Source organism: Pseudomonas sp. MH9.2 (genome assembly GCF_034353875.1).
Taxonomy (GTDB): domain Bacteria; phylum Pseudomonadota; class Gammaproteobacteria; order Pseudomonadales; family Pseudomonadaceae; genus Aquipseudomonas.
Genome location: NZ_CP133784.1, coordinates 2,285,258 through 2,310,050, shown reverse-complemented (window position 1 = coordinate 2,310,050; position 24,793 = coordinate 2,285,258). Strand labels below are relative to the sequence as shown.

The window sequence follows — 24,793 nt, the reverse complement described above, 5'->3', positions numbered from 1 at the left end:
GAAAGCTTTCCGTCCGAGTCTGTCATTCCGGGGTTCGCAGCGAGGGGGCTTTTTTGTATGATGGCCGACCCGCGCGCGTAGGGCGCCGATCGAGGTTAAGCATGCAGGCCGTAGAAGTTAAAAGCTTCCTTGAAGGAAAGCTGCCGGAAATCCAGGTAGAAGTTGAAGGTGAAGGCTGCAATTTTCAGCTGAATGTGATCAGTGACGAGATGGCGACCCTTAGCCCAGTCAAGCGTCAGCAGCAGATCTATGCCCATTTGAACCCTTGGATCGCCGATGGCAGCATCCATGCGATCACTATGAAATTTTTCAGCCGCGCTGCATGGGCCGAGCGCACCTGAGCCAATTGGCGTCGAGATTCTAATGGATAAACTGATTATTACTGGCGGCGTTCGTCTTGATGGCGAAATCCGCATTTCCGGGGCAAAGAACTCTGCCCTGCCGATTCTTGCTGCAACGTTGCTGGCCGATGGGCCGGTGACAGTGTGCAACCTGCCGCACCTGCACGACATCACCACCATGATCGAGCTGTTCGGGCGCATGGGCATTGAGCCTGTGATCGACGAAAAGCTTAGCGTTGAAATCGACGCGCGCACCATCAAGACCCTGATCGCCCCGTACGAATTGGTGAAAACCATGCGTGCTTCGATTCTGGTGCTGGGTCCGATGGTTGCTCGTTTCGGCGAAGCAGAAGTGGCGTTGCCTGGTGGTTGCGCCATCGGCTCGCGTCCGGTCGATTTGCACATCCGTGGCCTTGAAGCCATGGGCGCGACCATCGACGTCGAAGGCGGCTACATCAAAGCGAAGGCGCCAGAAGGCGGCCTGCGTGGAGCGAACTTCTTCTTTGATACCGTCAGCGTGACCGGTACCGAAAACATCATGATGGCAGCCAGTCTGGCCAACGGCCGTAGCGTGTTGCAGAACGCTGCCCGTGAACCGGAAGTGGTCGACCTGGCCAACTGCCTGATCGCCATGGGTGCGAACATCACCGGCGCGGGCACTGACACCATCACCATCGATGGCGTTAAGCGCTTGCACGGTGCCACCTATAAAGTGATGCCTGACCGCATCGAGACCGGCACTTACCTGGTAGCGGCGGCGGCCACTGGCGGTCGCGTCAAGCTCAAGGACACCGATCCAACCATTCTGGAAGCTGTGTTGCTCAAGCTCCAGGAAGCGGGCGCTGAAGTCACTACTGGCGCTGACTGGATCGAACTGAACATGCACGGCAAGCGGCCTAAAGCCGTGAACCTGCGCACCGCACCCTACCCGGCGTTCCCGACCGATATGCAGGCGCAGTTCGTTGCGCTGAACGCTATCGCCGAAGGCACCGGTGCCGTGATTGAAACGGTCTTCGAAAACCGTTTCATGCACGTCTATGAGATGCAACGCATGGGCGCACAGATCCTGGTTGAAGGTAATACCGCGGTCGTGACCGGTGTTGATCTACTCAAAGGCGCGCCCGTCATGGCGACCGACCTGCGTGCTTCGGCCAGCTTGGTGATCGCAGCATTGGTTGCTCAGGGCGACACGTTGATCGATCGCATTTACCACATTGACCGTGGTTATGAATGCATCGAAGAAAAACTGCAGATGCTCGGCGCCAAGATCCGTCGCGTTCCGGGCTAGGGCCTGCGTACTGATCGTTCTGCACTAATGTCCTGGACCTGAATTCGTTCAGCGCAGGACACGTGAGGCACACGGATGTGCCCGATTGCTAAGGACCTACGTTTCCCATGTTAACCATCGCACTGTCCAAGGGCCGCATTCTTGACGACACCCTGCCGCTTCTCGCTGAAGCAGGCATTGTGCCGACCGAGAATCCGGACAAAAGCCGCAAGCTGATTATCCCCACGACTCAGGCAGATGTACGCCTGCTGATCGTGCGCGCCACCGATGTGCCAACGTATGTCGAACATGGCGCCGCCGACCTGGGCGTTGCCGGTAAAGATGTGCTGATGGAATACGGCGGCCAGGGCCTCTACGAGCCACTGGACCTGCAAATTGCCCAGTGCCGTCTGATGACTGCCGGTGCCATTGGCGCGATTGAGCCAAAAGGCCGTCTGCGTGTGGCGACCAAGTTCGTCAACGTTGCCAAGCGTTACTACGCCGAGCAAGGCCGTCAGGTCGATATCATCAAGCTCTATGGCTCGATGGAACTCGCTCCCCTGATCGGTTTGGCCGACAAAATCATCGACGTTGTCGACACCGGCAACACGCTGCGTGCCAACGGCCTCGAACCCCAGGAGCTGATTGCAACTATCAGTTCGCGTCTGGTGGTGAACAAGGCTTCGATGAAGATGCAACATGCGCGCATTCAGGCGCTGATCGATACGCTGCGTAAAGCAGTTGAGTCGCGACACCGCGGCTGATCCACCTGCGCGACGTTAAGTCGCGCCCATCTATCCGTGTCATAGCCAAATTTCTCAGGTGCCCGCGCGGATGGCTTGGTAGCTTAGGGCGATCACGCCCACCCGGCACCTGAGCAAATCGCCAATTATTGAGGCTTCGCTATGACCGCTTCCACTGCAATACGCCGACTTGATGCTGCTGACTCAGACTTTGCACGCCATCTGGATCATCTGCTGAGCTGGGAAAGTGTGTCTGACGACTCAGTTAATGAGCGTGTACTCGACATCATCAAGGCTGTGCGTGAGCGTGGTGACGCGGCGCTGGTGGAATTCACTCAGCGTTTCGACGGGCTTGAAGTGGCCACCATGGCAGAGCTGATTCTGCCCCGCGAGCGCCTGGAGCTGGCCCTGACCCGCATCACTGCTGCGCAACGCGAAGCGCTGGAAAAAGCCGCCGACCGCGTGCGCATCTACCACGAAAAGCAAAAACAGGACTCCTGGACCTACACCGAAGCCGACGGCACGGTGCTGGGCCAGAAGGTCACGCCTTTGGACCGTGCAGGTCTGTATGTGCCCGGTGGCAAGGCGTCTTATCCGTCATCGGTATTGATGAATGCGATTCCGGCCAAAGTGGCTGGCGTGGCCGAAGTGGTCATGGTCGTACCGACGCCTCGTGGCGAAATCAATGAGCTGGTCCTCGCGGCGGCCTGCATTGCGGGTGTTGATCGCGTGTTCACCATCGGCGGCGCTCAGGCAGTGGCCGCGCTGGCCTATGGCACCGAAAGCGTACCCAAGGTCGATAAAGTCGTCGGCCCTGGCAACATCTATGTTGCCACCGCCAAGCGTCACGTCTTCGGCCAGGTCGGCATCGACATGATCGCCGGTCCTTCAGAAATTCTGGTGGTGTGCGATGGCCTGACAGATCCGGACTGGATCGCCATGGACCTGTTCTCCCAAGCCGAGCACGACGAAGACGCTCAGGCGATTCTGGTCAGCCCGGATGCCGAGTTCCTCGACAAAGTGGCGGCGAGTATCGCCAGGTTAATGCCGACCATGGAGCGCGCCGAGATCATCAAGACCTCGATCACCAGCCGTGGCGCCCTGATCAAAGTGGCCGACATGCAGCAGGCCATTGAAGTGGCCAACCGTATTGCCCCGGAACACCTTGAGTTGTCGGTGGCCGATCCTGAAGCCTGGTTGCCGCAGATTCGCCATGCGGGTGCGATCTTCATGGGGCGTCACACCAGCGAAGCGCTGGGCGATTACTGCGCCGGTCCGAACCACGTATTGCCGACCTCCGGCACCGCGCGTTTCTCGTCACCGCTGGGGGTGTATGACTTCCAGAAACGTTCGTCGATCATTTATTGCTCGGAACAAGGTGCTTCCGAGTTGGGCAAAACGGCCTCGGTGTTGGCGCGCGGTGAGTCCCTGACCGCCCATGCCCGTAGCGCCGAATACCGGATCGTCGACAGCAAAGAACAGGAAAAAAAAGCATGAGCAAATTCTGGAGTCCTTTCGTCAGCGGTCTGGTGCCTTATGTGCCGGGCGAGCAGCCTAAGTTGACCAAGCTGACCAAGCTCAACACCAACGAAAACCCGTACGGGCCATCGCCAAAAGCACTGGCGGCGATGCGCGCTGAGCTGTCCGACGACCTGCGCCTGTACCCGGACCCGAACAGCGACCTGCTTAAGCAGGCGGTTGCCAGGTATTACGGCGTACAGGGCAATCAAGTATTCCTCGGCAATGGCTCCGATGAAGTGCTGGCCCACGCCTTCAACGCGTTTTTCAAGCACGATCTACCCCTGCTTTTTCCGGATATCAGCTACAGCTTCTATCCGGTATATTGCGGTTTATACGGGATTGATTTCACTGCGGTGCCGCTGGACGAGCACTTCCAGATTCGTCTTGAGGATTACGCGCAGCCTAACAGCGGCGTCATTTTCCCTAATCCGAATGCGCCAACCGGTTGCCTGCTGGCGCTGGACGCCATTGAGCAGTTGCTCAAGGCCAATACCGAATCGGTAGTGGTGGTGGACGAGGCATACATCGACTTTGGTGGCCAAACCGCGATCAGTCTGGTGGACCGTTACCCGAACCTGCTGGTCACGCAAACCCTGTCCAAGTCGCGTTCGCTGGCTGGGCTGCGGGTGGGCTTGGCGGTGGGGCATCCGGATCTGATCGAGGCGTTGGAGCGGGTCAAGAACAGCTTCAACTCTTATCCACTGGATCGCTTGGCGATTGTCGGTGCGGCCGCTGCGTTTGAAGACTGTGAGTATTTCGACGCCACCTGCAAGGCAGTTATCGACAGTCGTGACGCGTTGGTCGAGCAGTTGAAGGGCAAGGGTTTCGACGTATTGCCTTCAGCGGCCAACTTCATCTTCGCGCGTCACCCGAAGCATGACGCAGCGGGGCTGGCGGCCAGGTTGAGGGAGCAGGGCGTTATCGTTCGGCACTTTAAACAAGAACGCATCGCGCAGTTCCTGCGGATCAGCATTGGTACGCCAGAGCAGAATCAGGCGTTGCTCGAGGGGTTGGGCGAGCTCTGATTTATAAGGTTTGCTAGAAAAGCCGTGGAAGCGAACTCATTCGCTCCCACGGTCTAGCTGATTTACCGCGTTATTCTTCTGTTGCTGGCTTCGTCAGCGGCGGCGGACGCAAGCCGACTTCAGCGGTCAGCTTGATATCCTTACCGTTGCGCATTACCTCAATGTCGATTTTGTCGCTTGGCTTGGTGCGCGCTACCTGATTCATCGAACGCCGACCATCGCCGGCAGGTTCGCCGTTGATGCTCAGGATCACGTCGCCGAGTTGCAGACCCGCTTTTTGCGCCGGGCCGTCCTGGAAAATGCCGGCCACCACAATGCCTGGGCGGTCTTTCAAGCCGAAAGACTCGGCCAGGTCCTGGGTCAGTGGTTGAACTTCGATCCCTAGCCAGCCGCGAATCACCTGGCCGTGCTCAATGATTGCTTTCATCACCTCCAGCGCCAGTTTGGTCGGGATCGCAAAGCCTATGCCTTGCGAACCGCCGGACTTGGAGAAAATCGCCGTGTTGATCCCGGTCAGATTACCGGCGGCATCCACCAACGCCCCGCCGGAGTTGCCGGGGTTAATCGCCGCATCGGTCTGGATGAAGTCTTCGTACGTATTGAGGCCCAGTTGATTGCGCCCAGTGGCACTGATGATGCCCATGGTCACGGTCTGGCCGACCCCAAACGGGTTGCCGATTGCCAGCGCGACGTCGCCGATACGGATGTTGTCCGAGAGGGCGATGGTGATCGCGGGCAGATTCTTCAGGTCTATTTTCAGGACTGCCAGATCGGTCTCGGGGTCGCTGCCGATCACCCGGGCCAATGTTTCACGACCATCCTTGAGTGCCACCACGATCTGATCAGCGCCAGCGGTCACGTGGTTGTTGGTCAGCAGGTAGCCTTCCGGGCTCATGATTACGGCTGAGCCGAGGCTCGACTCCATACGCCGCTGTTTGGGCAGGTTGTCGCCGAAGAAGCGTCTAAATTGCGGGTCTTCGAACAGTGGGTGATTCGACTTGTTGACCACTTTGGTCGTGTACAGGTTGGCCACGGCAGGTGCTGCGATGATAACCGCATCGGCATAGGACACCGGACCCTTCTGCACCGTAGACGACTGCGGCGCCTGTTGCAGATTGACGTCTTGGCTAGGCAACCCCACCCATTGCGGGTAGCGCTGAATAACCAGCAGAGCGATGAGCACGCCAGCCAGCAATGGCCAGCCGAAGAAACGCAGTGCCTTGAGCATTGAGCAAAGTCCTGATGATTGCCAAGCGCAGCAGCTTTTTGCCTGAGCTGCGCCATAATGGCGGGCATTATACGAGTACCGAGCAGCGCTGAACTGCATATTTAGGAGTCTTTTATGGCTGTTGCCCTGAGCACCCTGGTCGAGGAAGCGGACCGCTATCTGAGCAGCTCGCGGATCCAGGATTATTGCCCCAACGGATTGCAAGTCGAGGGCCGTCCGCAAGTGATGAGGATCGTCAGCGGTGTCACTGCCAGTCAGGCCTTGCTCGATGCCGCGGTCGAGGCTCAGGCAGATTTGATTCTGGTGCATCACGGCTACTTCTGGAAGGGCGAGAATCCTTGCGTCACGGGCATCAAGCAGCGTCGCCTGAAAACGTTGCTCAAGCATGACATTAGCTTGTTGGCTTACCACCTGCCGCTGGACCTGCACCCCGAAGTCGGGAATAACGTGCAACTGGCTCGCCAGCTGGACATCACCGTCGAAGGCCCTCTGGATCCGGACAATCCGCGCATCGTCGGGCTGGTGGGTTCGTTGGCCGAGCCTGTGACGCCCCGTGACTTCGCCCGGCGAGTGCAGGACGCGCTGGGTCGAGAGCCGTTGCTGATCGAAGGCAGCAAAATGATTCGTCGGGTCGGGTGGTGCTCCGGGGGTGGTCAGGGTTATATCGATCAGGGTGTGCTGGCCGGTGTCGATCTGTACCTCAGTGGCGAGGCATCGGAGCAGACGTTTCATAGCGCGCGGGAAAACGACATCAGTTTTATCGCCGCCGGTCACCACGCCACCGAGCGCTATGGTGTTCAAGCGCTGGGGGATTATTTGGCGCGACGCTTTGCACTGGAGCATCTGTTCATCGATTGTCCTAATCCGATTTGAAGACCCAAACGAGGCGATCTATTCATAGAACGTTTCGATCTAGCTGGCCCCCTGAATAGAAGCAGGCGCTGTGCTAGAGTGCCCGGCTCGAACACGGCCCGCTGGCCGTCCATCCGTACGTTTTCGTGAGTAGCTATGGTCGACAAACTGACGCATCTGAAACAGCTGGAGGCGGAAAGCATCCACATCATCCGCGAGGTCGCCGCCGAGTTTGATAACCCGGTGATGCTGTACTCCGTCGGTAAAGATTCCGCCGTAATGCTGCACTTGGCGCGTAAAGCGTTCTTCCCGGGAAAATTGCCGTTTCCGGTGATGCATGTCGATACCCGGTGGAAGTTCAAGGAAATGTACAGCTTCCGCGACCGTATGGTCGAAGAACTGGGCCTGGATCTGATCGTGCACGTCAATCCGGACGGCGTGGCGCAGGGTATCAGCCCTCTGACTCACGGCAGCTCCAAACACACCGATATCATGAAGACCGAAGGCCTCAAACAGGCCCTCGACAAATACGGCTTCGATGCCGCGTTTGGTGGTGCTCGCCGCGATGAAGAGAAGTCTCGCGCCAAAGAGCGTGTGTATTCCTTCCGTGACAGCAAGCATCGTTGGGACCCGAAGAACCAGCGTCCCGAGCTGTGGAACGTGTACAACGGCAAGGTCAACAAGGGCGAGTCGATCCGGGTATTCCCGCTGTCGAACTGGACCGAGCTGGATATCTGGCAGTACATCTACCTCGAAGGCATCCCGATCGTACCGCTGTATTTTGCGGCCGAGCGTGATGTGATCGAGATGAATGGCACCCTGGTCATGATCGACGACGAGCGTCTCCTGAACCACCTCAGCGATGAGGACAAGGCGCGTATCGTCAAGAAGAAAGTGCGTTTCCGTACACTCGGCGACTACCCGTTAACGGGCGCGGTTGAGTCCGAGGCGACCAGCCTCACGGATATCATTCAGGAAATGCTCCTGACGCGAACGTCCGAACGCCAGGGCCGAGTCATCGATCACGATGGCGCCGGTTCCATGGAAGACAAGAAACGTCAGGGCTATTTCTAAACAGGGTGTCTCACATGTCGCATCAATCAGAATTGATCAGCGAGGACATCCTCGCCTATCTGGGCCAGCACGAACGCAAGGAACTGCTGCGCTTCCTCACCTGCGGTAACGTCGACGACGGCAAGAGCACGCTGATCGGCCGCCTGTTGCATGACTCCAAGATGATCTACGAAGATCACCTGGAAGCCATTACCCGCGACTCGAAAAAAGTCGGCACCACCGGCGACGATATCGACCTGGCATTGCTGGTAGACGGCCTGCAGGCCGAGCGTGAGCAGGGCATCACCATCGATGTCGCGTATCGCTACTTCTCCACCGCCAAACGCAAATTCATCATTGCCGATACCCCAGGCCATGAGCAGTACACCCGCAACATGGCCACTGGTGCGTCGACTTGTGACCTGGCGATCATTCTGGTGGACGCCCGTTACGGCGTGCAGACCCAGACCCGCCGCCACAGCTTCATCGCGTCGCTGTTGGGCATCAAGCACATCGTCGTCGCCATCAACAAGATGGACCTGAAGAACTTCGATGAAGGGGTTTTCGAGTCGATCAAGGCCGATTACCTGAAGTTTGCCGATGGCATCGCGCTCAAGCCGACCACCATGCATTTCGTCCCGATGTCCGCGCTGAAGGGCGACAACGTGGTCAATCACAGCGAGCGTTCGCCGTGGTACACCGGCCAGACGCTGATGGAAATTCTCGAGACCGTAGAGTTTGCGGCGGATCGTAACTTCACCGACCTGCGTTTCCCGGTGCAGTACGTTAACCGTCCGAACCTGAACTTCCGTGGTTTCGCCGGCACCCTGGCCAGCGGCATCGTGCACAAAGGCGATGAAATCATCGTGTTGCCGTCCGGCAAGACCAGTCGGGTTAAATCCATCGTCACCTTTGATGGCGAACTGGAACACGCCGGTCCAGGCCAGGCCGTGACCCTGACCATGGAAGACGAAGTCGACATCTCCCGTGGCGACTTGCTGGTGCATGCCGACAGCATTCCGCAGATCACTGACAGCTTCGACGCGATGATGGTCTGGATGGCTGAAGAGCCAATGCTGCCGGGCAAGAAGTACGACATCAAGCGCGCCACCAGCTACGTGCAGGGTTCTGTTGCCAGCATCGCCTACAGGGTCGACGTTAACACCTTGGCCGAAGGCCCGGCCAGCGCGTTGCAACTGAATGAAATCGGTCGGGTCAAAATCAGTCTCGACAGCGCGATTGCGCTGGATGGCTATGACAGCAACCGCACCACGGGTTCTTTCATCGTTATTGATCGGTTGACCAACGGCACCGTTGCTGCGGGCATGATCATCGCTCGCCCAATCGTTGTCGGTGGTAGCCATCATGACTACAAGGCTCACGTCGCTACCGAAGAGCGTGCGCGCCGTTTCGGTCAGCAGCCTGCCACGGTATTGTTCAGCGGCTTGTCCGGCGCTGGCAAAAGCACTCTGGCCTATGCCGTGGAGCGCAAGCTGTTCGACATGGGGCGTGCGGTTTACGTGCTTGACGGCCAGAACCTGCGCCATGACCTGAACAAGGGTCTGCCGCAGGACCGTGCCGGGCGTACCGAAAACTGGAGACGTGCCGCGCATGTTGCACGTCAGTTCAACGAAGCGGGCCTGCTGACACTGGCGGCATTCGTTGCCCCGGACGCCGAAGGTCGCGAACAGGCTAAGTCACTGATCGGTGATGATCGTCTGATCACCGTTTACGTCCAGGCTTCGCCAGCGGTCTGCCGCGAGCGTGATCCGCAGGGTCTGTATGCCGCCAATGGCGACAACATCCCGGGTGAGTCCTTCGCGTATGACGTGCCATTGAATGCCGATCTGGTGATCGACACTCAATCGCTGTCACTCGACGACAGCGTCAAGCAAGTCCTGGAACTCCTGCGCAGCCGCGGCGCGATCTGATCGCTGTCCGCTGACAAAAAGACCCTGCGAAGGCGTGATTCTTCGCAGGGTTTTTTATGGCCTGTAAGTTGTGCATCAGATGATGTTTTGTGGGTGTTAAAGCGCAAAATAATAGTCTGAGTTATCTATACATATGTATGGCCTGGGCGAGGTATTAATCTGATCAAGTGGGTGCTCAATTATTGTTTGTAGAGATAAGTATGAGTATTCAATATGTTCCGTTTCAAGGAAGTGGTTCTTCAGTATTGCCACCCAATCAGATCATGTCGCCAGGACAATTTCTGGTATCTCCGAATGGGCGTTTCCGATTGGAGTTGCAAGGCGACGGGAACTTGGTGATCAAGGATCACGGCGTGGTTGCCTAGATTGCTGACACTGGCCAACCTTATAGCAAGACTCTGTCCTCTCAAAAGAAAATGGTTGGGGCTCCGCGCTTCATTGTGAGCAACAGTGGCTTCTTGTACGACAGCCTCCGGAGCCGTACCTGGATTGCCGAGAGCAGCCACACGCGTGACAAGTCAGTCTGGTACAACAGCTATTTGGCCTTGCAGGATGACGGGAATATGGTCATCTACGACAATCGAACAGGGGCCTTATGCTGGGCTCGCTTTGGGTTTGTGCCTGGACGATCTGTGCCAAAAATATATAAAATTTTGTTTCAGTCAAAAGAGCATCCCATCTGGAGGTTTGACTTCTGGTGATTTTTCAAGGGGTACGATATTAGATGCGATTGTAGGCGTTAGCGGCGTTCGGCACACTCAGGCCTGTCAGGGTTTATGTCGCATTTAAAATCTAGGTCGGGGTCGTGTTTTTTAAACATGAAGCAGTTTCTATAGCAGTCTTCCGATACGCAGCCTGAAAGCAGTACACAGATGATGATCGTTACGATTGTTTTCATATGTCCTCCTAACTTCGGAAGAGCATAGTTTCAGGTCGAAATGTTATATAGACTCCGCAGTCCGAAAGTGTTGTAGGAAAAATCTATATCGAATCGCTGCCACTCGACAACAGCGTCAAGCAAGTTCTGGAACTGCTACGCAGCCGCGGCGCGATCTGATGGGTATGAGGCGGTGTGTCTGACACACCGCCATCGCGGACAAGGGGCTCCTACAGGTTTGCGGCACACAAAACCCTGTGAGCGTGTTTGCAACTACGCTTCCCGCCCAAATAAAAAAACCGTCGCTCGGTCAGAGCGGCGGTTTTTTGTGTTTTGAGCTCAGTTTATTTTTTCAAACCGTAATGCTCATCGAGCATGCCGGGGGCGTTCGGTGTTTTGGGCGCGTAATCCTTCGGCGCTTCTGTGGTGCGGGGTGGCGTCAGTCGGTCGCGAGGCGCTTGTGGCGCATCGGCGTGCAGGCTGGCCAGCAAGCGTTGACGTGTCACTTCGTCCAGCGCCAGGCGGTTGGCACCATCGGAGAGATGGTCCTGTACTTCCTGGAAATTCTGCGAAAGCTTGTTCACCAGGGTTGCCGTGCTGTTGAAGTGGGTAACCACTTCGTTCTGATAACTGTTGAAGCGCTCCTGAACATCATCCAGCTGACGCTGCGTGCTGTTAGGGGCGGCGTTGGGCAGCAAACGAGCGACCAGGAAACCAATGACGACGCCGACAACCAGGGCAAGCGTCGGCAACAACCAAACTGAGAGCGAGAGTTCCACGAGTCCTTCCTCTATAAACGGCTTTGCTTTACGTTAACGGCTCGAACCTGTGCTGTATACCGTGACACGCTCACGGGTATGCAAGTCACAGACTATCAGCTAGACGAGTCGACCCATTTCGAGGTCACGGAGTTCATTCTTGCTCATCCGCGAAACCCCTGTATTGATTGATGGCCCGGTAGGCCAGCTTGAAGCCCTTTACCTCGATCTTGAGGACGCCCGCGGCATGGCGCTGATCTGCCATCCTAACCCGGTGCAGGGTGGAACCATGCTCAATAAAGTCGTGTCGACGTTGCAGCGCACTGCTCGCGACGCCGGTTTGATCACCCTGCGCTTCAATTATCGCGGGGTTGGCGCCAGCGCTGGCGCACACGATATGGGCTCTGGCGAAATCGATGACGCCGAAGCCGCAGCGCAATGGTTGCGTGAGCAGCATCCTGAACTGCCGATCACGCTGTTTGGGTTCTCCTTTGGCGGCTTTGTCGCCGCCAGCCTGGGCGGACGCCTGGAAGCCAAGGGTGAGCAACTGAGTCATCTGTTCATGGTGGCTGCGGCGGTGGCGCGTCTGGGTAATGAGCATGTACTGCCGCAGAACTGCCCGCTGACCCTGATTCAGCCCGAGGCTGATGAGGTTGTCGACCCGCAAGCGGTTTACGCATGGTCCGACGCCCTTGAGCGCCCCCATGAGCTACTGAAAGTGGCAGAATGTGGGCACTTTTTTCATGGCAAGCTGACCGAGCTCAAAGAGCTGGTCCTGCCGCGCCTTTCGAATTGATTGCAGCCACAAGCGTCTGACTCCATAGGCGCCTAACCCTATAAGCGACTAGCCATGACCACTCGTATCCTGACCGGTATCACCACTTCCGGCACGCCACACCTTGGCAACTATGCCGGCGCCATCCGTCCGGCCATCGTCGCCAGCCGCCAGAGCGATGCCGATTCATTCTATTTCCTGGCCGACTACCACGCGCTGATCAAATGCGATGACCCGCTGCGCATTCAGCGCTCGCGTCTGGAAATCGCTGCAACCTGGCTGGCTTCTGGCCTGGACGTGAATCGGGTCACTTTCTATCGCCAGTCGGATATCCCGGAAATTCCTGAACTGACCTGGCTGCTGACCTGTGTCGCGGCCAAGGGGTTGCTCAACCGCGCACATGCCTACAAGGCTTCGGTGGACAAAAACGTCGAAGCCGGCGAAGACCCGGACGCAGGCATCACCATGGGCTTGTACAGCTATCCGGTGCTGATGGCCGCCGACATCCTGATGTTCAACGCGCATAAAGTGCCGGTCGGTCGTGACCAGATTCAGCACGTCGAAATGGCTCGCGACATCGGTCAGCGTTTCAACCATCTGTTCGGCAAGGGCAAGGAATTCTTTGTCATGCCCGAAGCTTTGATTGAGGAGGGCGTTGCCACGCTGCCGGGGCTGGACGGGCGCAAAATGTCCAAAAGCTACGACAACACGATCCCGTTGTTCAGTAGCCCCAAGGACATGAAAGAGGCGATCTCGCGCATCGTCACTGACTCGCGTGCGCCGGGCGAAGCCAAGGATCCTGATAATTCGCACCTGTTTACCCTCTATCAGGCCTTCGCAACGCCTGAGCAAGGCGCTGAGTTCCGTTCTGAGCTGTTGCAGGGCCTGGGTTGGGGCGACGCCAAGCAGCGCTTGTTCCAACTGCTGGAGAGCGAGCTGAGCGAGGCGCGTGAGCGCTACCACGGGTTTATGGAGCGTCCAGCCGATCTGGAAGACATTCTTCTGGCGGGTGCGGAAAAAGCGCGAAGCGTCGCAACACCGTTTCTCGGTGAGTTGCGTGAGGCGGTCGGCCTGCGTTCTTTCCGCAGCGTCGTACAAAGCGCGGACACCGGTAAGAAAAAAGCAGTGAAGGGCGCGCGCTTCGTCAGCTTCCGTGAAGATGACGGCAGTTTCCGTTTCCGGCTGCTGTCTGCCGATGGTGAGCAATTGCTGCTGTCGCGCAATTTTGCCGACGGCAAGACGGCCGGTGCTGTCAGCAAGCAGCTACAGCAAGGCGGCGAACTGGACATGCGCAGTGAGGAAGACCGTTTTAGCGTATGGCTGGAGGGTGCTTGTGTGGCAGACAGTCCGCTGTTTTCCGACAGCGTTGCGCGTGACGCAGCCATCGAAAACCTGAAAGCGGCACTGGCCCCGCAATAGGTCTGATTGCCATTTTCAAGGGTCGTCGCTACAGTGGCGGCCCGTTTTTCTTGCCTTGCTAACGAATATGACCCCCCTAGAACGATATCAAGCTGATCTGAAAAACCCCGACTTCTTCCACGATGCTGCGCAGGAAAACGCTGTGCGCCATTTGCAGCGCCTGTACGACGATCTGGTCGCCGCGCAGCAGAACAAGCCAGGGATGTTCGGCAAACTGTTCGGCAAGAAAGAGCAGGTGCCCGTCAAGGGCGTGTACTTCTGGGGTGGCGTTGGCCGGGGCAAGACGTACCTGGTCGATACCTTCTTCGAAGCCTTGCCGTTCAAGGCAAAGGTTCGCACTCACTTCCACCGCTTCATGAAGCGTGTGCACGAAGAGATGAGGACTCTCAGCGGCGAGAAGAATCCGCTGGTCCTGATTGCCAAGCGTTTTTCCGATGAGGCGCGAGTGATCTGCTTCGATGAATTTTTCGTTTCGGACATTACCGATGCGATGATTCTCGGGACCTTGATGGAAGAGTTGTTCAAAAACGGCGTAACCCTGGTCGCTACGTCGAACATTGTGCCGGACGGTCTGTACAAAGACGGTCTGCAGCGCGCGCGCTTCTTGCCTGCCATCGCCCTGATCAAGCAGCACACTGAAATCGTTAACGTCGACAGCGGTGTGGATTACCGTCTGCGCCATCTGGAGCAAGCCGAGCTGTTCCATTTTCCGCTCGATGCTGCCGCCGAGGAGAGCCTGCGCAAGAGTTTCCGTGCATTGACTCCGGACTGCGCCCAAGCGACCAAGGACGACGTGCTGATGATCGAGAATCGTGAGATTCGCGCGCTGCTGACGTGCGATGACGTGGCCTGGTTCGATTTTCGTGAACTGTGCGACGGCCCGCGCAGCCAGAATGACTACATTGAACTCGGCAAAATCTTTCACGCCGTGTTGATCAGCGGCGTCGAGCAGATGAGTGTGACCACTGACGATATCGCTCGGCGCTTTATCAACATGGTCGACGAGTTCTACGACCGCAACGTCAAGCTGATCATTTCCGCCGAGGTTGAGCTAAAAGACCTGTACACCGGTGGCCGCTTGAACTTCGAGTTCCAGCGCACGCTCAGCCGTCTGCTGGAAATGCAGTCCCATGAGTTCCTGTCGCGGGCACACAAGCCCTAGGCTGGATGCACAGCCTTCGTAGGGTGTGCCCATTCACCTCAAGCCGCTTGCAGAAACTGTTGTCGATACTGGTTCGGTGACAGTTCGGTGTGCTGGCGGAAGAGTCGGGCAAAGAAGCTGGCATCGTCGTAGCCGACTTCGTAGCTGATGGTCTTGATGCTTTTGCGGGTGCCGGAAAGCAGGCCCTTGGCGGTTTCTATGCGCAGCCTTTGCAGGTAATGCAGGGGCTTGTCTCCCGTGGCGGTCTGGAAGCGGCGCATGAAGTTGCGGATGCTCATGCTGTGTTCCCGGGCGACATCTTCGAAGCGAAACTTGTCAGCAAAATGCTCTTCGAGCCATTGCTGTATCTGCAGAATGATCACGTCCTGATGCAGTTTTTGCCCGCCGAAACCCATTCGTCCCGGCGAATAGTTGCGTTGCACCTCGTAAAGAATGTCGCGGGCTACGGCTTGCGCGACATTGGCCCCGCAGAAGCGCTCGATCAGGTAGATGTACAGGTCGCAGGCTGACGTCGTGCCGCCCGCGCAATACACATTGTCCGCATCGGTCAGGTGCTTTTCCTGATTGAGCAGCACCGCAGGGAAGCGCTCGCCAAACTCGCTGAAGAATCGCCAATAAGTGGTCGCCTCCTTGCCATCGAGCAGGCCTGCCTGTGCCAGCCAGAAAACGCCGCTGGCTTCGCCGCACAGTACGGCGCCCTTGGCGTGTTGCTCGCGCAGCCATGGCAGCACTTGAGGGTAGCGCAGGCACAGTGCATCGAAGTCATCCCAGAACGCGGGCAGGATGATCACATCGCTGTGTTCCAGGCCGCCATCCACGGGCAGGATCACATCGCTGAAACTGCGCACAGGAAGCCCGTCTGGGCTGACGATACGGGTTTCGAAGGTCGTTTTGAGGCCCTGGCCCAGCTGTTTTCCATAGCGCAGGCTGGCGAGATGGAAAAAATCTTTGGCTTGCATCAGGGTTGAAGCGAATACCCCCTCAATGGCCAGAATGCTGACGCGCCGCAGGGGCGCGGAGTGTTGGGTAGACATAATTCTTTTGTTCTTATATGGGAAAGTGGTCAAACAACGGCTGGATCGTCTTATTTTTTGGCGGATGTGTCCAGTGTCCTCGCGCAGGTCATGGGCTTAGGCTCTGCATGCCAATCCGGGCTTACCCACTTTTGCAGGTGCCGCATGATCCCTAGAACCCTGTTCAGCTCCGAGCACGAACTTTTCCGTAGCAGCGTGCGTAAATTCCTCGAACAGGAGGCCGTGCCTTTTCATGCTCAATGGGAAAAACAGGGCTACATCGACCGTGCACTCTGGAACAAGGCGGGGGAGCAGGGAATGCTTTGCTCGCACCTGCCCGAGGAATATGGCGGCATGGCGGCTGACTTCCTTTACAGCGCCGTGGTGATCGAGGAGGTCGGACGGTTGGGTTTGACCGGTATTGGTTTCTCTCTGCACTCGGACATCGTTGCGCCGTACATCCTGCATTACGGCAGCGAAGCGTTGAAGCTCAAGTACCTGCCTAAGCTGGTGTCGGGCGAGATGGTGACGGCGATCGCGATGACCGAGCCGGGCGCGGGCTCGGACCTGCAAGGGGTGAAAACCACCGCCGTGCTGGACGGTGACGAGTATGTGATCAATGGCTCGAAAACGTTCATCACCAACGGCTTTCTGGCCGATTTGGTCATTGTGGTGGCGAAGACCGACCCCAAGGCGGGTGCCAAAGGCACCAGTTTGTTCCTGGTTGAAGCCGATACACCGGGCTTCGCCAAGGGTAAGCGTCTGGAAAAGGTCGGGATGAAGGCGCAAGACACGTCTGAACTGTTTTTCCAGGACGTGCGTGTGCCCAAGGAGAACCTCTTGGGGCAGGCCGGCATGGGGTTCGCGTACTTGATGCAGGAATTGCCGCAGGAGCGCCTCACCGTCGCCATAGGGGCCTTGGCATCGGCTGAGGCAGCGTTGGCGTGGACGTTGGCGTACACCCGGGAGCGTAAGGCGTTCGGCAAGGCGATTGCCGAGTTCCAGAACACTCGCTTCAAGCTCGCCGAAATCGCGACCGAAGTGCAGATCGGCCGCGTGTTCGTTGATCGTTGCCTGGAGCTTCATTTGCTGGGCAAGCTGGACGTGCCGACAGCCGCGATGGCGAAATATTGGTGCACGGACCTGCAATGCAAGGTGCTCGATGAGTGCGTGCAGTTGCATGGCGGCTACGGCTTCATGTGGGAATACCCTATTGCCCGGGCTTGGGCAGACGCGCGGGTGCAGCGGATTTACGCCGGGACCAACGAAATCATGAAAGAGATCATCGCCCGGGCGTTGTAACGCAGGTTGGCGCCGTATTACGGCGCCGGGTTTGGGTGATCCTTGTGAATCGCTTCGATGCCTGCCAGCACTTCATCGGAAAGATTTAGCTCGAAACTGGCGATATTGCTGTCCAGTTGTTCGAGGGAGGTCGCGCCGATGATGTTGCTGGTGACGAACGGTTGGCAAGTGACGAAAGCCAGGGCCATTTGCGCAGGGTCGAGGCCGTGCTCACGCGCCAGAGCGACGTAACGGCTGCAGGCGGCTTCCGATTGCGGATTGAAATAGCGGCTGAAGCGGCTGTAAAGGCTCAGGCGGCCTTTGGGCGGTCGTGCGCCGTTTTCGTACTTTCCTGACAGTATGCCGAAGGCCAGTGGCGAGTAAGCCAGCAGGCCGCATTGCTCGCGAATGGCGATTTCTGCAAGGCCGACCTCGAACGTCCGATTGAGCAGGTTGTAAGGGTTCTGGATCGACACTGCACGCGGCCAGCCGCGGCTTTGCGCCAACTCCAGAAATTTCATTGTGCCCCACGGCGTTTCGTTGGACAGGCCGATGTGCCTGATTTTGCCAGCCTTGACCTGCGCGTCGAGTGCTTCGAGGGTGTCTTCGAGGGGCGTGAACTCGCCTTCTTTGTGCGTGTAGCCCAGTTGGCCGAAGAAGTTGGTGCTGCGTTCGGGCCAATGCAGCTGGTACAAGTCGATGTAGTCAGTCTGCAGGCGCTTGAGGCTGGCATCCACGGCGGCAACGATGTGCTCGCGATTGTGTTTGAGGTTGCCGTCACGGATGTAATCAATGGTGTTGCCAGGCCCGGCGATCTTGCTGGCCAGAATCCAGTCGGCGCGATCACCTCGGGTTTTGAAGTAATTACCGATGAACCGCTCAGTGGTGGCGTAGGTGTCGGCTTTGGGAGGTACAGGGTACATTTCCGCCGTATCAATGAAGTTGATCCCGGCAGCCTTGGCTCTTTCGATCTGTGCAAAGGCCTCTGGTTCGCTGTTCTGCTCGCCCCAGGTCATGGTGCCCAGACACAGGGCGCTGACATTCAGGTCGGTCCGGCCGAGTCGGCGGTAATCCATATTTTTCTCCTTAAATTGAGGGGAATCATAAAAGCAGGTTGAAATTTTTTTCGCAATCGGCATAATTCCGCAGCTCTTTGCAGTGGAAGTGATGCGCCGTCTGCCGAAGAATCTTGCCGTATTACGGACGCGCCGACCCGAGCCCCCGACAGCGTCTGTTTCCGGCTGCCTTTGACCTTGTCAAAGTACGCACTATTCAGTAAGATCCGCCGTCTAATTTATCAGGGCGGCCCCTGAGGCTATTAAAGAATGAAGACTTTTACTGCTAAACCGGAAACAGTTAAGCGCGACTGGTTCGTCGTCGACGCTGCTGGTCAGACCCTGGGTCGTCTGGCGACCGAGATCGCGAGCCGTCTGCGTGGCAAGCACAAACCGGAATACACTCCGCACGTCGATACTGGCGATTACATCGTCGTTATCAACGCTGAGCAAATCCGCGTTACCGGTGCTAAAGCCACCGACAAGATCTACTACTCACACTCCGGTTTTCCGGGCGGGATCAAGTCGATCAACTTTGAAAAGCTGATTGCCAAAGCTCCTGAGCGCGTGATCGAGACCGCGGTTAAAGGCATGCTGCCTAAAAACCCGCTGGGTCGCGACATGTATCGTAAGCTGAAAGTCTATGCGGGCACTGCACACCCTCATACTGCTCAGCAGCCCCAAGAACTGAAGTTTTAACGGAATAGTTCATTATGTCGGCGACTCAAAATTACGGCACTGGCCGTCGCAAGACCGCAACCGCTCGCGTTTTCCTGCGTCCTGGTACCGGTAACATCTCCATCAACAACCGTACCCTCGATGGGTTCTTCGGTCGCGAAACTGCCCGTATGGTAGTTCGTCAGCCGTTGGAACTGACCGAGATGACCGAGAAGTTCGACATCTACGTCACTGTTATCGGTGGCGGTGTAAGTGGTCAAGCTGGCGCAATCCGCCACGGTATCACTCGCGCTCTGATGCAGTACGACGAAACCCTGCGCGGCGCTCTGCGCAAAGCAGGCTTCGTGACTCGCGATGCTCGTGAAGTTGAACGTAAGAAAGTTGGCCTGCGTAAAGCGCGTAAGCGTCCGCAGTACTCGAAGCGTTAATTCGCTGCTTCGTTCAAAAGCGCCCAGTTTCCTTTCGGAGCTGGGCGTTTTTTATGGGCGTTCATTTTAGGTGTGACAACTTGCCACATCAGCGGGCGCCGCGTGTTATAAGGCTTCAAGCCGTTTCAGGATGGTAATTACCTTGTCAACTAAGGGGCTTTTCATTACCATTCGGCAAAATTTTTACACAGTTCAGATTTTTACTTAGTAGATGCCTGGTTTAACAGGTCACAGAGCTGATGGGAGAGGAACGGAATGAGCAATGACGGCGTGAATGCAGGCCGGCGTCGCTTCCTTGTAGCAGCCACGTCCGTCGTGGGTGCTGCAGGAGCGGTGGGGGCTGCGGTCCCGTTCGTGGGGTCATGGTTTCCCAGTGCCAAGGCGAAAGCCGCAGGTGCACCGGTAAAGGTGAATGTCAGCAAGATCGAAGCCGGTCAGCAGATGATTGCTGAGTGGCGAGGTCAGCCGGTGTTCATCGTTCGTCGTACCGAAGAAATATTGGGAAATCTGAAGAAGATCGAAGGGCAACTTTCCGATCCGAACTCCAAGAACTCAATACAACCGACCTACGTCGACCCGGAGACACGTTCGATCAAGCCAGAGATTCTTCTGTTGGTCGGAATTTGTACCCACTTAGGCTGTTCTCCGACGTTTCGTCCTGAAGTCGCACCCGTTGATCTGGGTAAAGACTGGGTGGGCGGATACTTCTGTCCATGCCACGGCTCTCACTATGATCTGGCCGGGCGCGTCTACAAATCGCAACCAGCCCCTTTGAATTTGCCAGTGCCGCCGCATTCCTATGAGTCGGACAATGTTATTGTCATTGGCGTCGATCCGGAGAAAGCGTGATGAGCAAGTTCATGGACTGGGTTGATGCGCGCTTTCCCGCCACAAAAATGTGGGAAGACCATCTCAGCAAATATTACGCACCAAAAAACTTTAACTTCTTCTACTTCTTCGGCTCGCTGGCTTTGCTGGTGCTGGTCAATCAGATCGTTACAGGTGTCTGGCTGACCATGAGTTACACGCCGTCGGCTGAAGAGGCGTTTGCTTCCGTCGAATACATCATGCGTGACGTGGAATATGGCTCGATCCTGCGCCTCCTCCACTCCACCGGGGCCTCTGCCTTCTTTATCGTGGTTTATCTGCATATGTTCCGTGGCTTGCTCTACGGTTCCTACCAGAAGCCGCGCGAGTTGGTTTGGGTCTTCGGGATGCTGATCTACCTGGCGCTGATGGCTGAAGCCTTCATGGGTTATCTGCTGCCTTGGGGTCAGATGTCCTACTGGGGCGCCCAGGTGATCATCTCGCTGTTCGGTGCGATTCCGGTGATTGGCGGCGACCTGACGCAGTGGATTCGTGGTGACTACCTGATTTCCGGGATTACCCTGAACCGCTTCTTCGCCCTTCATGTGGTCGCTTTGCCGATCGTCATTCTGGGTCTGGTGGTGTTGCACGTTCTGGCGCTGCATGAAGTCGGTTCGAACAACCCTGATGGCGTCGACATCAAGAAACACAAAGACGAAAACGGTATACCGCTGGACGGCATTGCCTTCCACCCGTACTACACCGTGAAAGATATCGTCGGCGTGGTGGTGTTCCTGTTCATCTTCTGCTCGATCGTGTTCTTCTTCCCGGAAATGGGTGGTTACTTCCTCGAGAAGCCTAACTTCGAAGTGGCGAACGCCTTCAAGACCCCATTGCACATTGCTCCTGTTTGGTACTTCACGCCGTTCTACGCGATCCTGCGTGCGATTCCGGACAAACTCATGGGCGTTATCGCCATGGGTGCTGCGATTGCCGTACTGTTCGTGTTGCCATGGCTCGACCGTAGTCCGGTCAAGTCCATGCGCTACAAAGGCTGGCTGAGCAAGGGCTGGTTGGTAGTGTTCTGCATAGCCTTCGTGATTCTGGGTGTGTTGGGTGTTCTGCCACCAACCCCTGAGCGCACGATCCTGTCGCAGGTCTGTACATTCCTGTACTTCGCCTACTTCATTCTGATGCCGTTCTATACCCGGCTCGAGAAGACCAAACCGGTTCCAGAAAGGGTGACTGGCTGATGAAAAAGCTATTTGCTGTATTGATGTTTGCGCTTCTGCCTACCCTGTCCTTTGCAAACGCAGAGGGCCCTGAGTTGGAGAAGGTCGATATCGACGTGTCTGACAAGGCCGCGATGCAGGATGGGGCGCGTACCTTCGCCAACTACTGCATGGGTTGTCACAGTGCCAAGTTTCAGCGCTATGAACGCGTTGCGGACGATTTGGGCATCCCTCACGATCTGATGCAGGAAAAACTGATATTCACCGGCGCCAAAATTGGCGACCACATGAGTATCGGCATGCAGCCTTCTGATGCGAAAGCCTGGTTCGGCGCTGCACCGCCCGATCTGACCCTGGTGGCTCGTGTGCGTGGTACTGACTGGCTCTACAGCTACCTGCGCTCGTTCTACGAAGATCCGACACGTCCTTGGGGCGTGAACAACGTGATTTTCCCGAACGTCGGCATGCCAAACGTTCTGGCAGGCCTGCAAGGTCGTCAGGTGATTGGTTGCAAGCAAGTGCAAGTGGTTGAGGACGGCAAGAAGCAATATGATCCATTGACCGGTACTCCGCTGACTCATGAAGCGTGCGATCAACTGACCGTGTTGCCGAAAACCGGTGCGCTGACCGAAGAGCAGTTCGATGAGAAGGTCAAGAATATCGTGACCTTCCTGGCCTACTCGGCGAACCCGGTGAAGCTGGAGCATCAGCGCATCGGTACGTATGTGTTGCTCTACCTGGCGTTCTTCTTCGTATTCGCTTACCTGCTGAAGCGCGAATACTGGAAAGATGTCCATTGATCAAGTTGTAATCCCTGCTGTTAACGATGCGCGCCCTAGGGCGTCTCTTTAAAGATAACGAGCGTGGGGCAGGTAGGGCGAGGGCGGTCGGGTTGGGTCATTCATGTTCGATGGATGAGCCGCCGGGCTGCTTTCAACGGCCACCTGTTTCTGCGCAGTCGATATCGGAGGCGCCCTTTGGGCGCGCTCGTTTTTCTGCTTCTGAAAACTTTAACAAGCGAGGAGGACCGCCATGGGCGTGACCAATCGGTTGGCCTGCTACTCCGACCCCGCCGACCACTATTCCCACCGCGTGCGCATTGTGCTCGCAGAGAAAGGTGTCAGCGCTGAGATCATTGATGTAGTGGCGGGTCGTCATCCGCCGAAGCTGATCGAGGTGAACCCGTACGGCAGCGTGCCAACACTGGTCGATCGTGACCTGGCGCTGTACGAGTCGACAGTGATAATGGAATATCTGGATGAGCGTTACCCGCATCCACCTCTGCTGCCGGTCTATCCTGTCGCGCGTGCCAATAGCCGTCTGCTGATTCATCGTATTCAGCGTGATTGGTGTGGTCTGGTGGATTTGATTCTGGATTCGCGCAGCAAAGAGCCCGCGCGTGTTCAGGCGCGTAAAGAGCTGCGTGAAAGCCTTACTGGCGTTTCTCCGCTGTTCGCGGATAAACCTTTTTTCCTCAGTGAAGATCAAAGTTTGGTCGACTGTTGTCTATTGCCCATACTCTGGCGTCTCCCGATCCTGGGTATAGAATTGCCGCGGCCAGCCAAGCCGCTGCTTGATTACATGGAGCGCCAATTTGCGCGTGAAGCTTTCCAGACAAGTCTGTCCGGTGCTGAACGCGATATGCGCTAAGGCTTAAGGAGCCGTTAATGAACTCCAGTCGCCCTTATTTGATTCGCGCTTTGTATGAGTGGATCGTCGATAACGATAGCACCCCGCATATGCTGGTCAATGCGGAGTACCCGTCGGTGCAGGTCCCTCAGGGCTTCGCCAATGACGGCCAGATTGTTTTGAATGTATCGCCCAGTGCCGTGCGTCATCTGCACATGGATAACGATGCCGTCAGCTTCGAAGGCCGCTTCGGTGGCGTGCCGCACACGTTGTACGTCCCTGTAGCTGCGATTCTGGGCATTTATGCCCGGGAGAATGGCCAGGGTATGGTTTTTGATCTGGAGCCTCCGCTGGAGGATGACGACGTGATCGAGCCGGATGATGACAGTCCGCCACCAGGTAGCGAACCACCGCGACCTACCGGCAGGCCCAGTCTGAAAGTGGTCAAGTGATCTGAAGCAAACGAGTCAAAAAAAAGGCGATCCCCAGGGATCGCCTTTTTTGATTCGCGGTTTTGCTGTTAAGGCAAAACGGGTGTGTTGCCGTTAATCAATATACTCAAACAGTTTGACGATTTTTTGTACGCCGGACACGTTCTGCACCAGGTTGGTTGCGCGGGTGGCTTCCTGTTGAGTCACCAGACCCAGCAGGTAGACGATGCCATTTTCGGTCACGACTTTGATGCGCGAGCCCGGAATGGTGTTGTCAGTCAGCATCTGCGTCTTGATCTTGGTAGTCAGCCAGGCATCGTTGTTGCGAGCGAGGATCGAGGAGGGCGGCATGACTTGAAGTTCGTTATTGACCTTCTTGACGCGCTGTACAGAGCTTGCGGCTTGCTCTGCAAGGGCTTTCAGATCGGCACGTGGTGTCTGGCCAGCGAGCAATACGATGCCGTTAAAGCTGGTGACGATGATGTGTGAGCCTTCATCGAGATCGGGGTTGGCCTTGGCAACGTTGACCGCGACCTTGGTTTCGATCAGGGAGTCATCAATCTTGCTGCCGAAAGTCCGGGTGCCGCGATCATCCTCGATGGGTTTGTCGCGGGTTGCGGTCAGGACCGAGCTGCATCCGCTGATGCTGAGGCACAGTGTCAAAGCCAGTAGGCTAAGGCGATTAGGGGTCATTCTTCACTCCCGAACAGTTGGCTGTCGATCAAATCGCATAGGCAATGGATCGTCAGCAGGTGGACTTCTTGAATCCGTGCGGTGACTTTGGCCGGGACACGTATCTCCACGTCCTCTGGCAGCAGCAGCGAGGCCATGTCGCCACCGTCGCGACCCGTCAATGCTACGACAATCATTTCGCGATCATGTGCGGCCTGGATGGCTTGAATAATGTTCGCCGAGTTGCCGCTGGTGGAAATCGCCAGCAGGACATCGCCCGGTTGACCCAGCGCACGGATCTGTTTGGAGAAAATTTCGTTATAGCTGTAGTCGTTGGCGATGGACGTGATCGTCGAGCTGTCGGTGGTCAGCGCAATCGCGGGCAGGCTTGGGCGTTCACGCTCGAAGCGATTGAGCAGCTCCGAGGAGAAGTGCTGTGCGTCGCCGGCCGAGCCACCATTGCCACAGGAAAGCATTTTGCCCTCGTTGAGCAGGGCATTCACCATAACCTGGCTGGCTTGCTCAATGTAGGGGGCAAGAACTTCCATCGCCTGCTGCTTGGTGTCGATGCTGGCCTGGAAAAGCTGGCGAACTCGGGATTGCATGTCCATCGGG

25 protein-coding genes are annotated in these 24,793 nt (G+C 56.8%); 19 read left to right on the top strand and 6 right to left on the bottom strand.

The genetic code is table 11. The annotated features are described in order from the left end of the window. Window positions 1–101 precede the first annotated feature (101 nt). From RHM55_RS10775 to hisC, 5 genes are all read left to right on the top strand, one after another. Window positions 102–341: a BolA family protein gene (locus tag RHM55_RS10775; RefSeq protein ID WP_219062290.1), complete on the top strand. Its 240-nt coding sequence runs from the start codon at window positions 102–104 to the stop codon at window positions 339–341. 22 nt (window positions 342–363) lie between these two features. Beyond that, window positions 364–1,629, top strand: coding sequence for a UDP-N-acetylglucosamine 1-carboxyvinyltransferase (gene murA, locus RHM55_RS10770; protein ID WP_219062289.1), 1,266 nt, complete (start codon window positions 364–366; stop codon window positions 1,627–1,629). A gap of 107 nt (window positions 1,630–1,736) precedes the next feature. After that, complete coding sequence (hisG, locus tag RHM55_RS10765; RefSeq protein WP_322181866.1) at window positions 1,737–2,372, top strand: ATP phosphoribosyltransferase; 636 nt, start codon at window positions 1,737–1,739, stop codon at window positions 2,370–2,372. Window positions 2,373–2,513: 141 nt separating this feature from the next. Next, on the top strand, window positions 2,514–3,848 hold the full coding sequence (gene hisD, locus RHM55_RS10760; RefSeq protein WP_322181864.1) for a histidinol dehydrogenase: 1,335 nt from the start codon (window positions 2,514–2,516) through the stop codon (window positions 3,846–3,848). Next, on the top strand, window positions 3,845–4,897 hold the full coding sequence (gene hisC / locus RHM55_RS10755; protein ID WP_322181862.1) for a histidinol-phosphate transaminase: 1,053 nt from the start codon (window positions 3,845–3,847) through the stop codon (window positions 4,895–4,897). Before hisD ends, hisC begins: the two co-directional genes overlap by 4 nt. 70 nt (window positions 4,898–4,967) lie before the next feature. Here the strand turns inward: hisC and algW are convergent, their stop codons facing one another. After that, entirely contained in the window at window positions 4,968–6,125 is a 1,158-nt protein-coding gene (gene algW / locus RHM55_RS10750) for a Do family serine endopeptidase AlgW (RefSeq protein ID WP_322181860.1), read from the bottom strand. 114 nt (window positions 6,126–6,239) lie between these two features. Between algW and RHM55_RS10745 the strand changes: the two genes are divergently transcribed. The 3 genes from RHM55_RS10745 (at window position 6,240) to cysN (ending at window position 9,961) form a co-directional block, all read left to right on the top strand. Then, window positions 6,240–6,998 carry a Nif3-like dinuclear metal center hexameric protein gene (locus RHM55_RS10745; RefSeq protein ID WP_322181857.1) on the top strand — a complete coding sequence of 253 codons (759 nt, stop codon included), beginning with the start codon at window positions 6,240–6,242 and terminating at the stop codon, window positions 6,996–6,998. Between the two features lie 135 nt (window positions 6,999–7,133). Continuing rightward, window positions 7,134–8,051 carry a sulfate adenylyltransferase subunit CysD gene (cysD, locus tag RHM55_RS10740; RefSeq protein WP_219062283.1) on the top strand — a complete coding sequence of 306 codons (918 nt, stop codon included), beginning with the start codon at window positions 7,134–7,136 and terminating at the stop codon, window positions 8,049–8,051. Between the two features lie 14 nt (window positions 8,052–8,065). Beyond that, window positions 8,066–9,961, top strand: coding sequence for a sulfate adenylyltransferase subunit CysN (cysN, locus tag RHM55_RS10735; protein WP_322181854.1), 1,896 nt, complete (start codon window positions 8,066–8,068; stop codon window positions 9,959–9,961). 1,221 nt (window positions 9,962–11,182) lie between these two features. On the opposite strand, the gene RHM55_RS10730 is transcribed toward cysN, so the two are convergent. Then, on the bottom strand, window positions 11,183–11,617 hold the full coding sequence (locus RHM55_RS10730; protein ID WP_322181852.1) for a YhcB family protein: 435 nt from the start codon (window positions 11,615–11,617) through the stop codon (window positions 11,183–11,185). A gap of 139 nt (window positions 11,618–11,756) precedes the next feature. Here RHM55_RS10730 and RHM55_RS10725 point away from each other — a divergent pair, with 139 nt between their 5' ends. The 3 genes from RHM55_RS10725 (at window position 11,757) to zapE (ending at window position 14,952) form a co-directional block, all read left to right on the top strand. Next, the gene (locus RHM55_RS10725) at window positions 11,757–12,392 is read left to right on the top strand and encodes an alpha/beta hydrolase (protein ID WP_322181850.1); all 636 of its coding nucleotides are present in this window, start codon (window positions 11,757–11,759) and stop codon (window positions 12,390–12,392) included. Between the two features lie 54 nt (window positions 12,393–12,446). After that, window positions 12,447–13,790: a tryptophan--tRNA ligase gene (locus RHM55_RS10720; RefSeq protein ID WP_322181847.1), complete on the top strand. Its 1,344-nt coding sequence runs from the start codon at window positions 12,447–12,449 to the stop codon at window positions 13,788–13,790. Window positions 13,791–13,857: 67 nt separating this feature from the next. Beyond that, window positions 13,858–14,952, top strand: a complete 1,095-nt coding sequence (gene zapE, locus RHM55_RS10715; RefSeq protein WP_219062277.1) for a cell division protein ZapE — start codon at window positions 13,858–13,860, stop codon at window positions 14,950–14,952. Window positions 14,953–14,990: 38 nt separating this feature from the next. Here zapE and RHM55_RS10710 read toward each other — a convergent pair whose 3' ends face one another. Continuing rightward, the gene (locus RHM55_RS10710) at window positions 14,991–15,911 is read right to left on the bottom strand and encodes a GlxA family transcriptional regulator (RefSeq protein WP_322182858.1); all 921 of its coding nucleotides are present in this window, start codon (window positions 15,909–15,911) and stop codon (window positions 14,991–14,993) included. A gap of 219 nt (window positions 15,912–16,130) precedes the next feature. Between RHM55_RS10710 and RHM55_RS10705 the strand changes: the two genes are divergently transcribed. Then, a complete protein-coding gene (locus RHM55_RS10705; RefSeq protein ID WP_322181844.1) occupies window positions 16,131–17,267 on the top strand; it encodes an acyl-CoA dehydrogenase family protein in 1,137 nt (378 codons plus the stop codon). Window positions 17,268–17,284: 17 nt separating this feature from the next. Here RHM55_RS10705 and RHM55_RS10700 read toward each other — a convergent pair whose 3' ends face one another. Next, window positions 17,285–18,322 (bottom strand): NADP(H)-dependent aldo-keto reductase, encoded by a 1,038-nt coding sequence (locus tag RHM55_RS10700; protein WP_322181842.1) that lies wholly within the window; start codon window positions 18,320–18,322, stop codon window positions 17,285–17,287. Window positions 18,323–18,571: 249 nt separating this feature from the next. On the opposite strand from RHM55_RS10700, the gene rplM reads away from it, so the two are divergent. The 7 genes from rplM to RHM55_RS10665 all read left to right on the top strand — a co-directional run bounded on the left by rplM (window position 18,572) and on the right by RHM55_RS10665 (window position 23,527). Then, window positions 18,572–19,000 carry a 50S ribosomal protein L13 gene (gene rplM, locus RHM55_RS10695; protein WP_322181840.1) on the top strand — a complete coding sequence of 143 codons (429 nt, stop codon included), beginning with the start codon at window positions 18,572–18,574 and terminating at the stop codon, window positions 18,998–19,000. Between the two features lie 14 nt (window positions 19,001–19,014). After that, the gene (gene rpsI, locus RHM55_RS10690) at window positions 19,015–19,407 is read left to right on the top strand and encodes a 30S ribosomal protein S9 (RefSeq protein ID WP_219062273.1); all 393 of its coding nucleotides are present in this window, start codon (window positions 19,015–19,017) and stop codon (window positions 19,405–19,407) included. A 255-nt stretch (window positions 19,408–19,662) separates the two neighbouring features. Then, on the top strand, window positions 19,663–20,256 hold the full coding sequence (petA, locus tag RHM55_RS10685; RefSeq protein ID WP_219062272.1) for a ubiquinol-cytochrome c reductase iron-sulfur subunit: 594 nt from the start codon (window positions 19,663–19,665) through the stop codon (window positions 20,254–20,256). Beyond that, window positions 20,256–21,467 (top strand): cytochrome bc complex cytochrome b subunit, encoded by a 1,212-nt coding sequence (locus RHM55_RS10680; protein WP_322181836.1) that lies wholly within the window; start codon window positions 20,256–20,258, stop codon window positions 21,465–21,467. Before petA ends, RHM55_RS10680 begins: the two co-directional genes overlap by 1 nt. Further along, a complete protein-coding gene (locus tag RHM55_RS10675) occupies window positions 21,467–22,246 on the top strand; it encodes a cytochrome c1 (RefSeq protein WP_322181834.1) in 780 nt (259 codons plus the stop codon). The genes RHM55_RS10680 and RHM55_RS10675 overlap by 1 nt, the downstream gene beginning before the upstream one ends. Window positions 22,247–22,478: 232 nt before the next feature. After that, window positions 22,479–23,096, top strand: coding sequence for a glutathione S-transferase N-terminal domain-containing protein (locus RHM55_RS10670; protein ID WP_219062269.1), 618 nt, complete (start codon window positions 22,479–22,481; stop codon window positions 23,094–23,096). Between the two features lie 17 nt (window positions 23,097–23,113). Next, window positions 23,114–23,527: a ClpXP protease specificity-enhancing factor gene (locus tag RHM55_RS10665; RefSeq protein ID WP_322181832.1), complete on the top strand. Its 414-nt coding sequence runs from the start codon at window positions 23,114–23,116 to the stop codon at window positions 23,525–23,527. A 93-nt stretch (window positions 23,528–23,620) separates the two neighbouring features. Here RHM55_RS10665 and RHM55_RS10660 read toward each other — a convergent pair whose 3' ends face one another. Beyond that, complete coding sequence (locus RHM55_RS10660; RefSeq protein WP_322181831.1) at window positions 23,621–24,199, bottom strand: BON domain-containing protein; 579 nt, start codon at window positions 24,197–24,199, stop codon at window positions 23,621–23,623. Then, complete coding sequence (locus tag RHM55_RS10655) at window positions 24,196–24,789, bottom strand: phosphoheptose isomerase (protein WP_219062266.1); 594 nt, start codon at window positions 24,787–24,789, stop codon at window positions 24,196–24,198. Before RHM55_RS10655 ends, RHM55_RS10660 begins: the two co-directional genes overlap by 4 nt. Window positions 24,790–24,793 lie beyond the last annotated feature (4 nt).

Excerpts from the sequence above, each read along its gene's own strand:
- RHM55_RS10775 (WP_219062290.1), top strand. The coding sequence starts at position 102 with ATGCAGGCCGTAGAAGTTAAAAGCTTCCTTGAAGGAAAGCTGCCGGAA.
- murA (WP_219062289.1), top strand. The coding sequence starts at position 364 with ATGGATAAACTGATTATTACTGGCGGCGTTCGTCTTGATGGCGAAATC.
- hisG (WP_322181866.1), top strand. The coding sequence starts at position 1,737 with ATGTTAACCATCGCACTGTCCAAGGGCCGCATTCTTGACGACACCCTG.
- hisD (WP_322181864.1), top strand. The coding sequence starts at position 2,514 with ATGACCGCTTCCACTGCAATACGCCGACTTGATGCTGCTGACTCAGAC.
- hisC (WP_322181862.1), top strand. The coding sequence starts at position 3,845 with ATGAGCAAATTCTGGAGTCCTTTCGTCAGCGGTCTGGTGCCTTATGTG.
- algW (WP_322181860.1), bottom strand. The coding sequence starts at position 6,125 with ATGCTCAAGGCACTGCGTTTCTTCGGCTGGCCATTGCTGGCTGGCGTG.
- RHM55_RS10745 (WP_322181857.1), top strand. The coding sequence starts at position 6,240 with ATGGCTGTTGCCCTGAGCACCCTGGTCGAGGAAGCGGACCGCTATCTG.
- cysD (WP_219062283.1), top strand. The coding sequence starts at position 7,134 with ATGGTCGACAAACTGACGCATCTGAAACAGCTGGAGGCGGAAAGCATC.
- cysN (WP_322181854.1), top strand. The coding sequence starts at position 8,066 with ATGTCGCATCAATCAGAATTGATCAGCGAGGACATCCTCGCCTATCTG.
- RHM55_RS10720 (WP_322181847.1), top strand. The coding sequence starts at position 12,447 with ATGACCACTCGTATCCTGACCGGTATCACCACTTCCGGCACGCCACAC.
- zapE (WP_219062277.1), top strand. The coding sequence starts at position 13,858 with ATGACCCCCCTAGAACGATATCAAGCTGATCTGAAAAACCCCGACTTC.
- RHM55_RS10710 (WP_322182858.1), bottom strand. The coding sequence starts at position 15,911 with ATGCAAGCCAAAGATTTTTTCCATCTCGCCAGCCTGCGCTATGGAAAA.
- RHM55_RS10705 (WP_322181844.1), top strand. The coding sequence starts at position 16,131 with ATGATCCCTAGAACCCTGTTCAGCTCCGAGCACGAACTTTTCCGTAGC.
- RHM55_RS10700 (WP_322181842.1), bottom strand. The coding sequence starts at position 18,322 with ATGGATTACCGCCGACTCGGCCGGACCGACCTGAATGTCAGCGCCCTG.
- rplM (WP_322181840.1), top strand. The coding sequence starts at position 18,572 with ATGAAGACTTTTACTGCTAAACCGGAAACAGTTAAGCGCGACTGGTTC.
- rpsI (WP_219062273.1), top strand. The coding sequence starts at position 19,015 with ATGTCGGCGACTCAAAATTACGGCACTGGCCGTCGCAAGACCGCAACC.
- petA (WP_219062272.1), top strand. The coding sequence starts at position 19,663 with ATGAGCAATGACGGCGTGAATGCAGGCCGGCGTCGCTTCCTTGTAGCA.
- RHM55_RS10680 (WP_322181836.1), top strand. The coding sequence starts at position 20,256 with ATGAGCAAGTTCATGGACTGGGTTGATGCGCGCTTTCCCGCCACAAAA.
- RHM55_RS10675 (WP_322181834.1), top strand. The coding sequence starts at position 21,467 with ATGAAAAAGCTATTTGCTGTATTGATGTTTGCGCTTCTGCCTACCCTG.
- RHM55_RS10670 (WP_219062269.1), top strand. The coding sequence starts at position 22,479 with ATGGGCGTGACCAATCGGTTGGCCTGCTACTCCGACCCCGCCGACCAC.
- RHM55_RS10665 (WP_322181832.1), top strand. The coding sequence starts at position 23,114 with ATGAACTCCAGTCGCCCTTATTTGATTCGCGCTTTGTATGAGTGGATC.
- RHM55_RS10660 (WP_322181831.1), bottom strand. The coding sequence starts at position 24,199 with ATGACCCCTAATCGCCTTAGCCTACTGGCTTTGACACTGTGCCTCAGC.
- RHM55_RS10655 (WP_219062266.1), bottom strand. The coding sequence starts at position 24,789 with ATGGACATGCAATCCCGAGTTCGCCAGCTTTTCCAGGCCAGCATCGAC.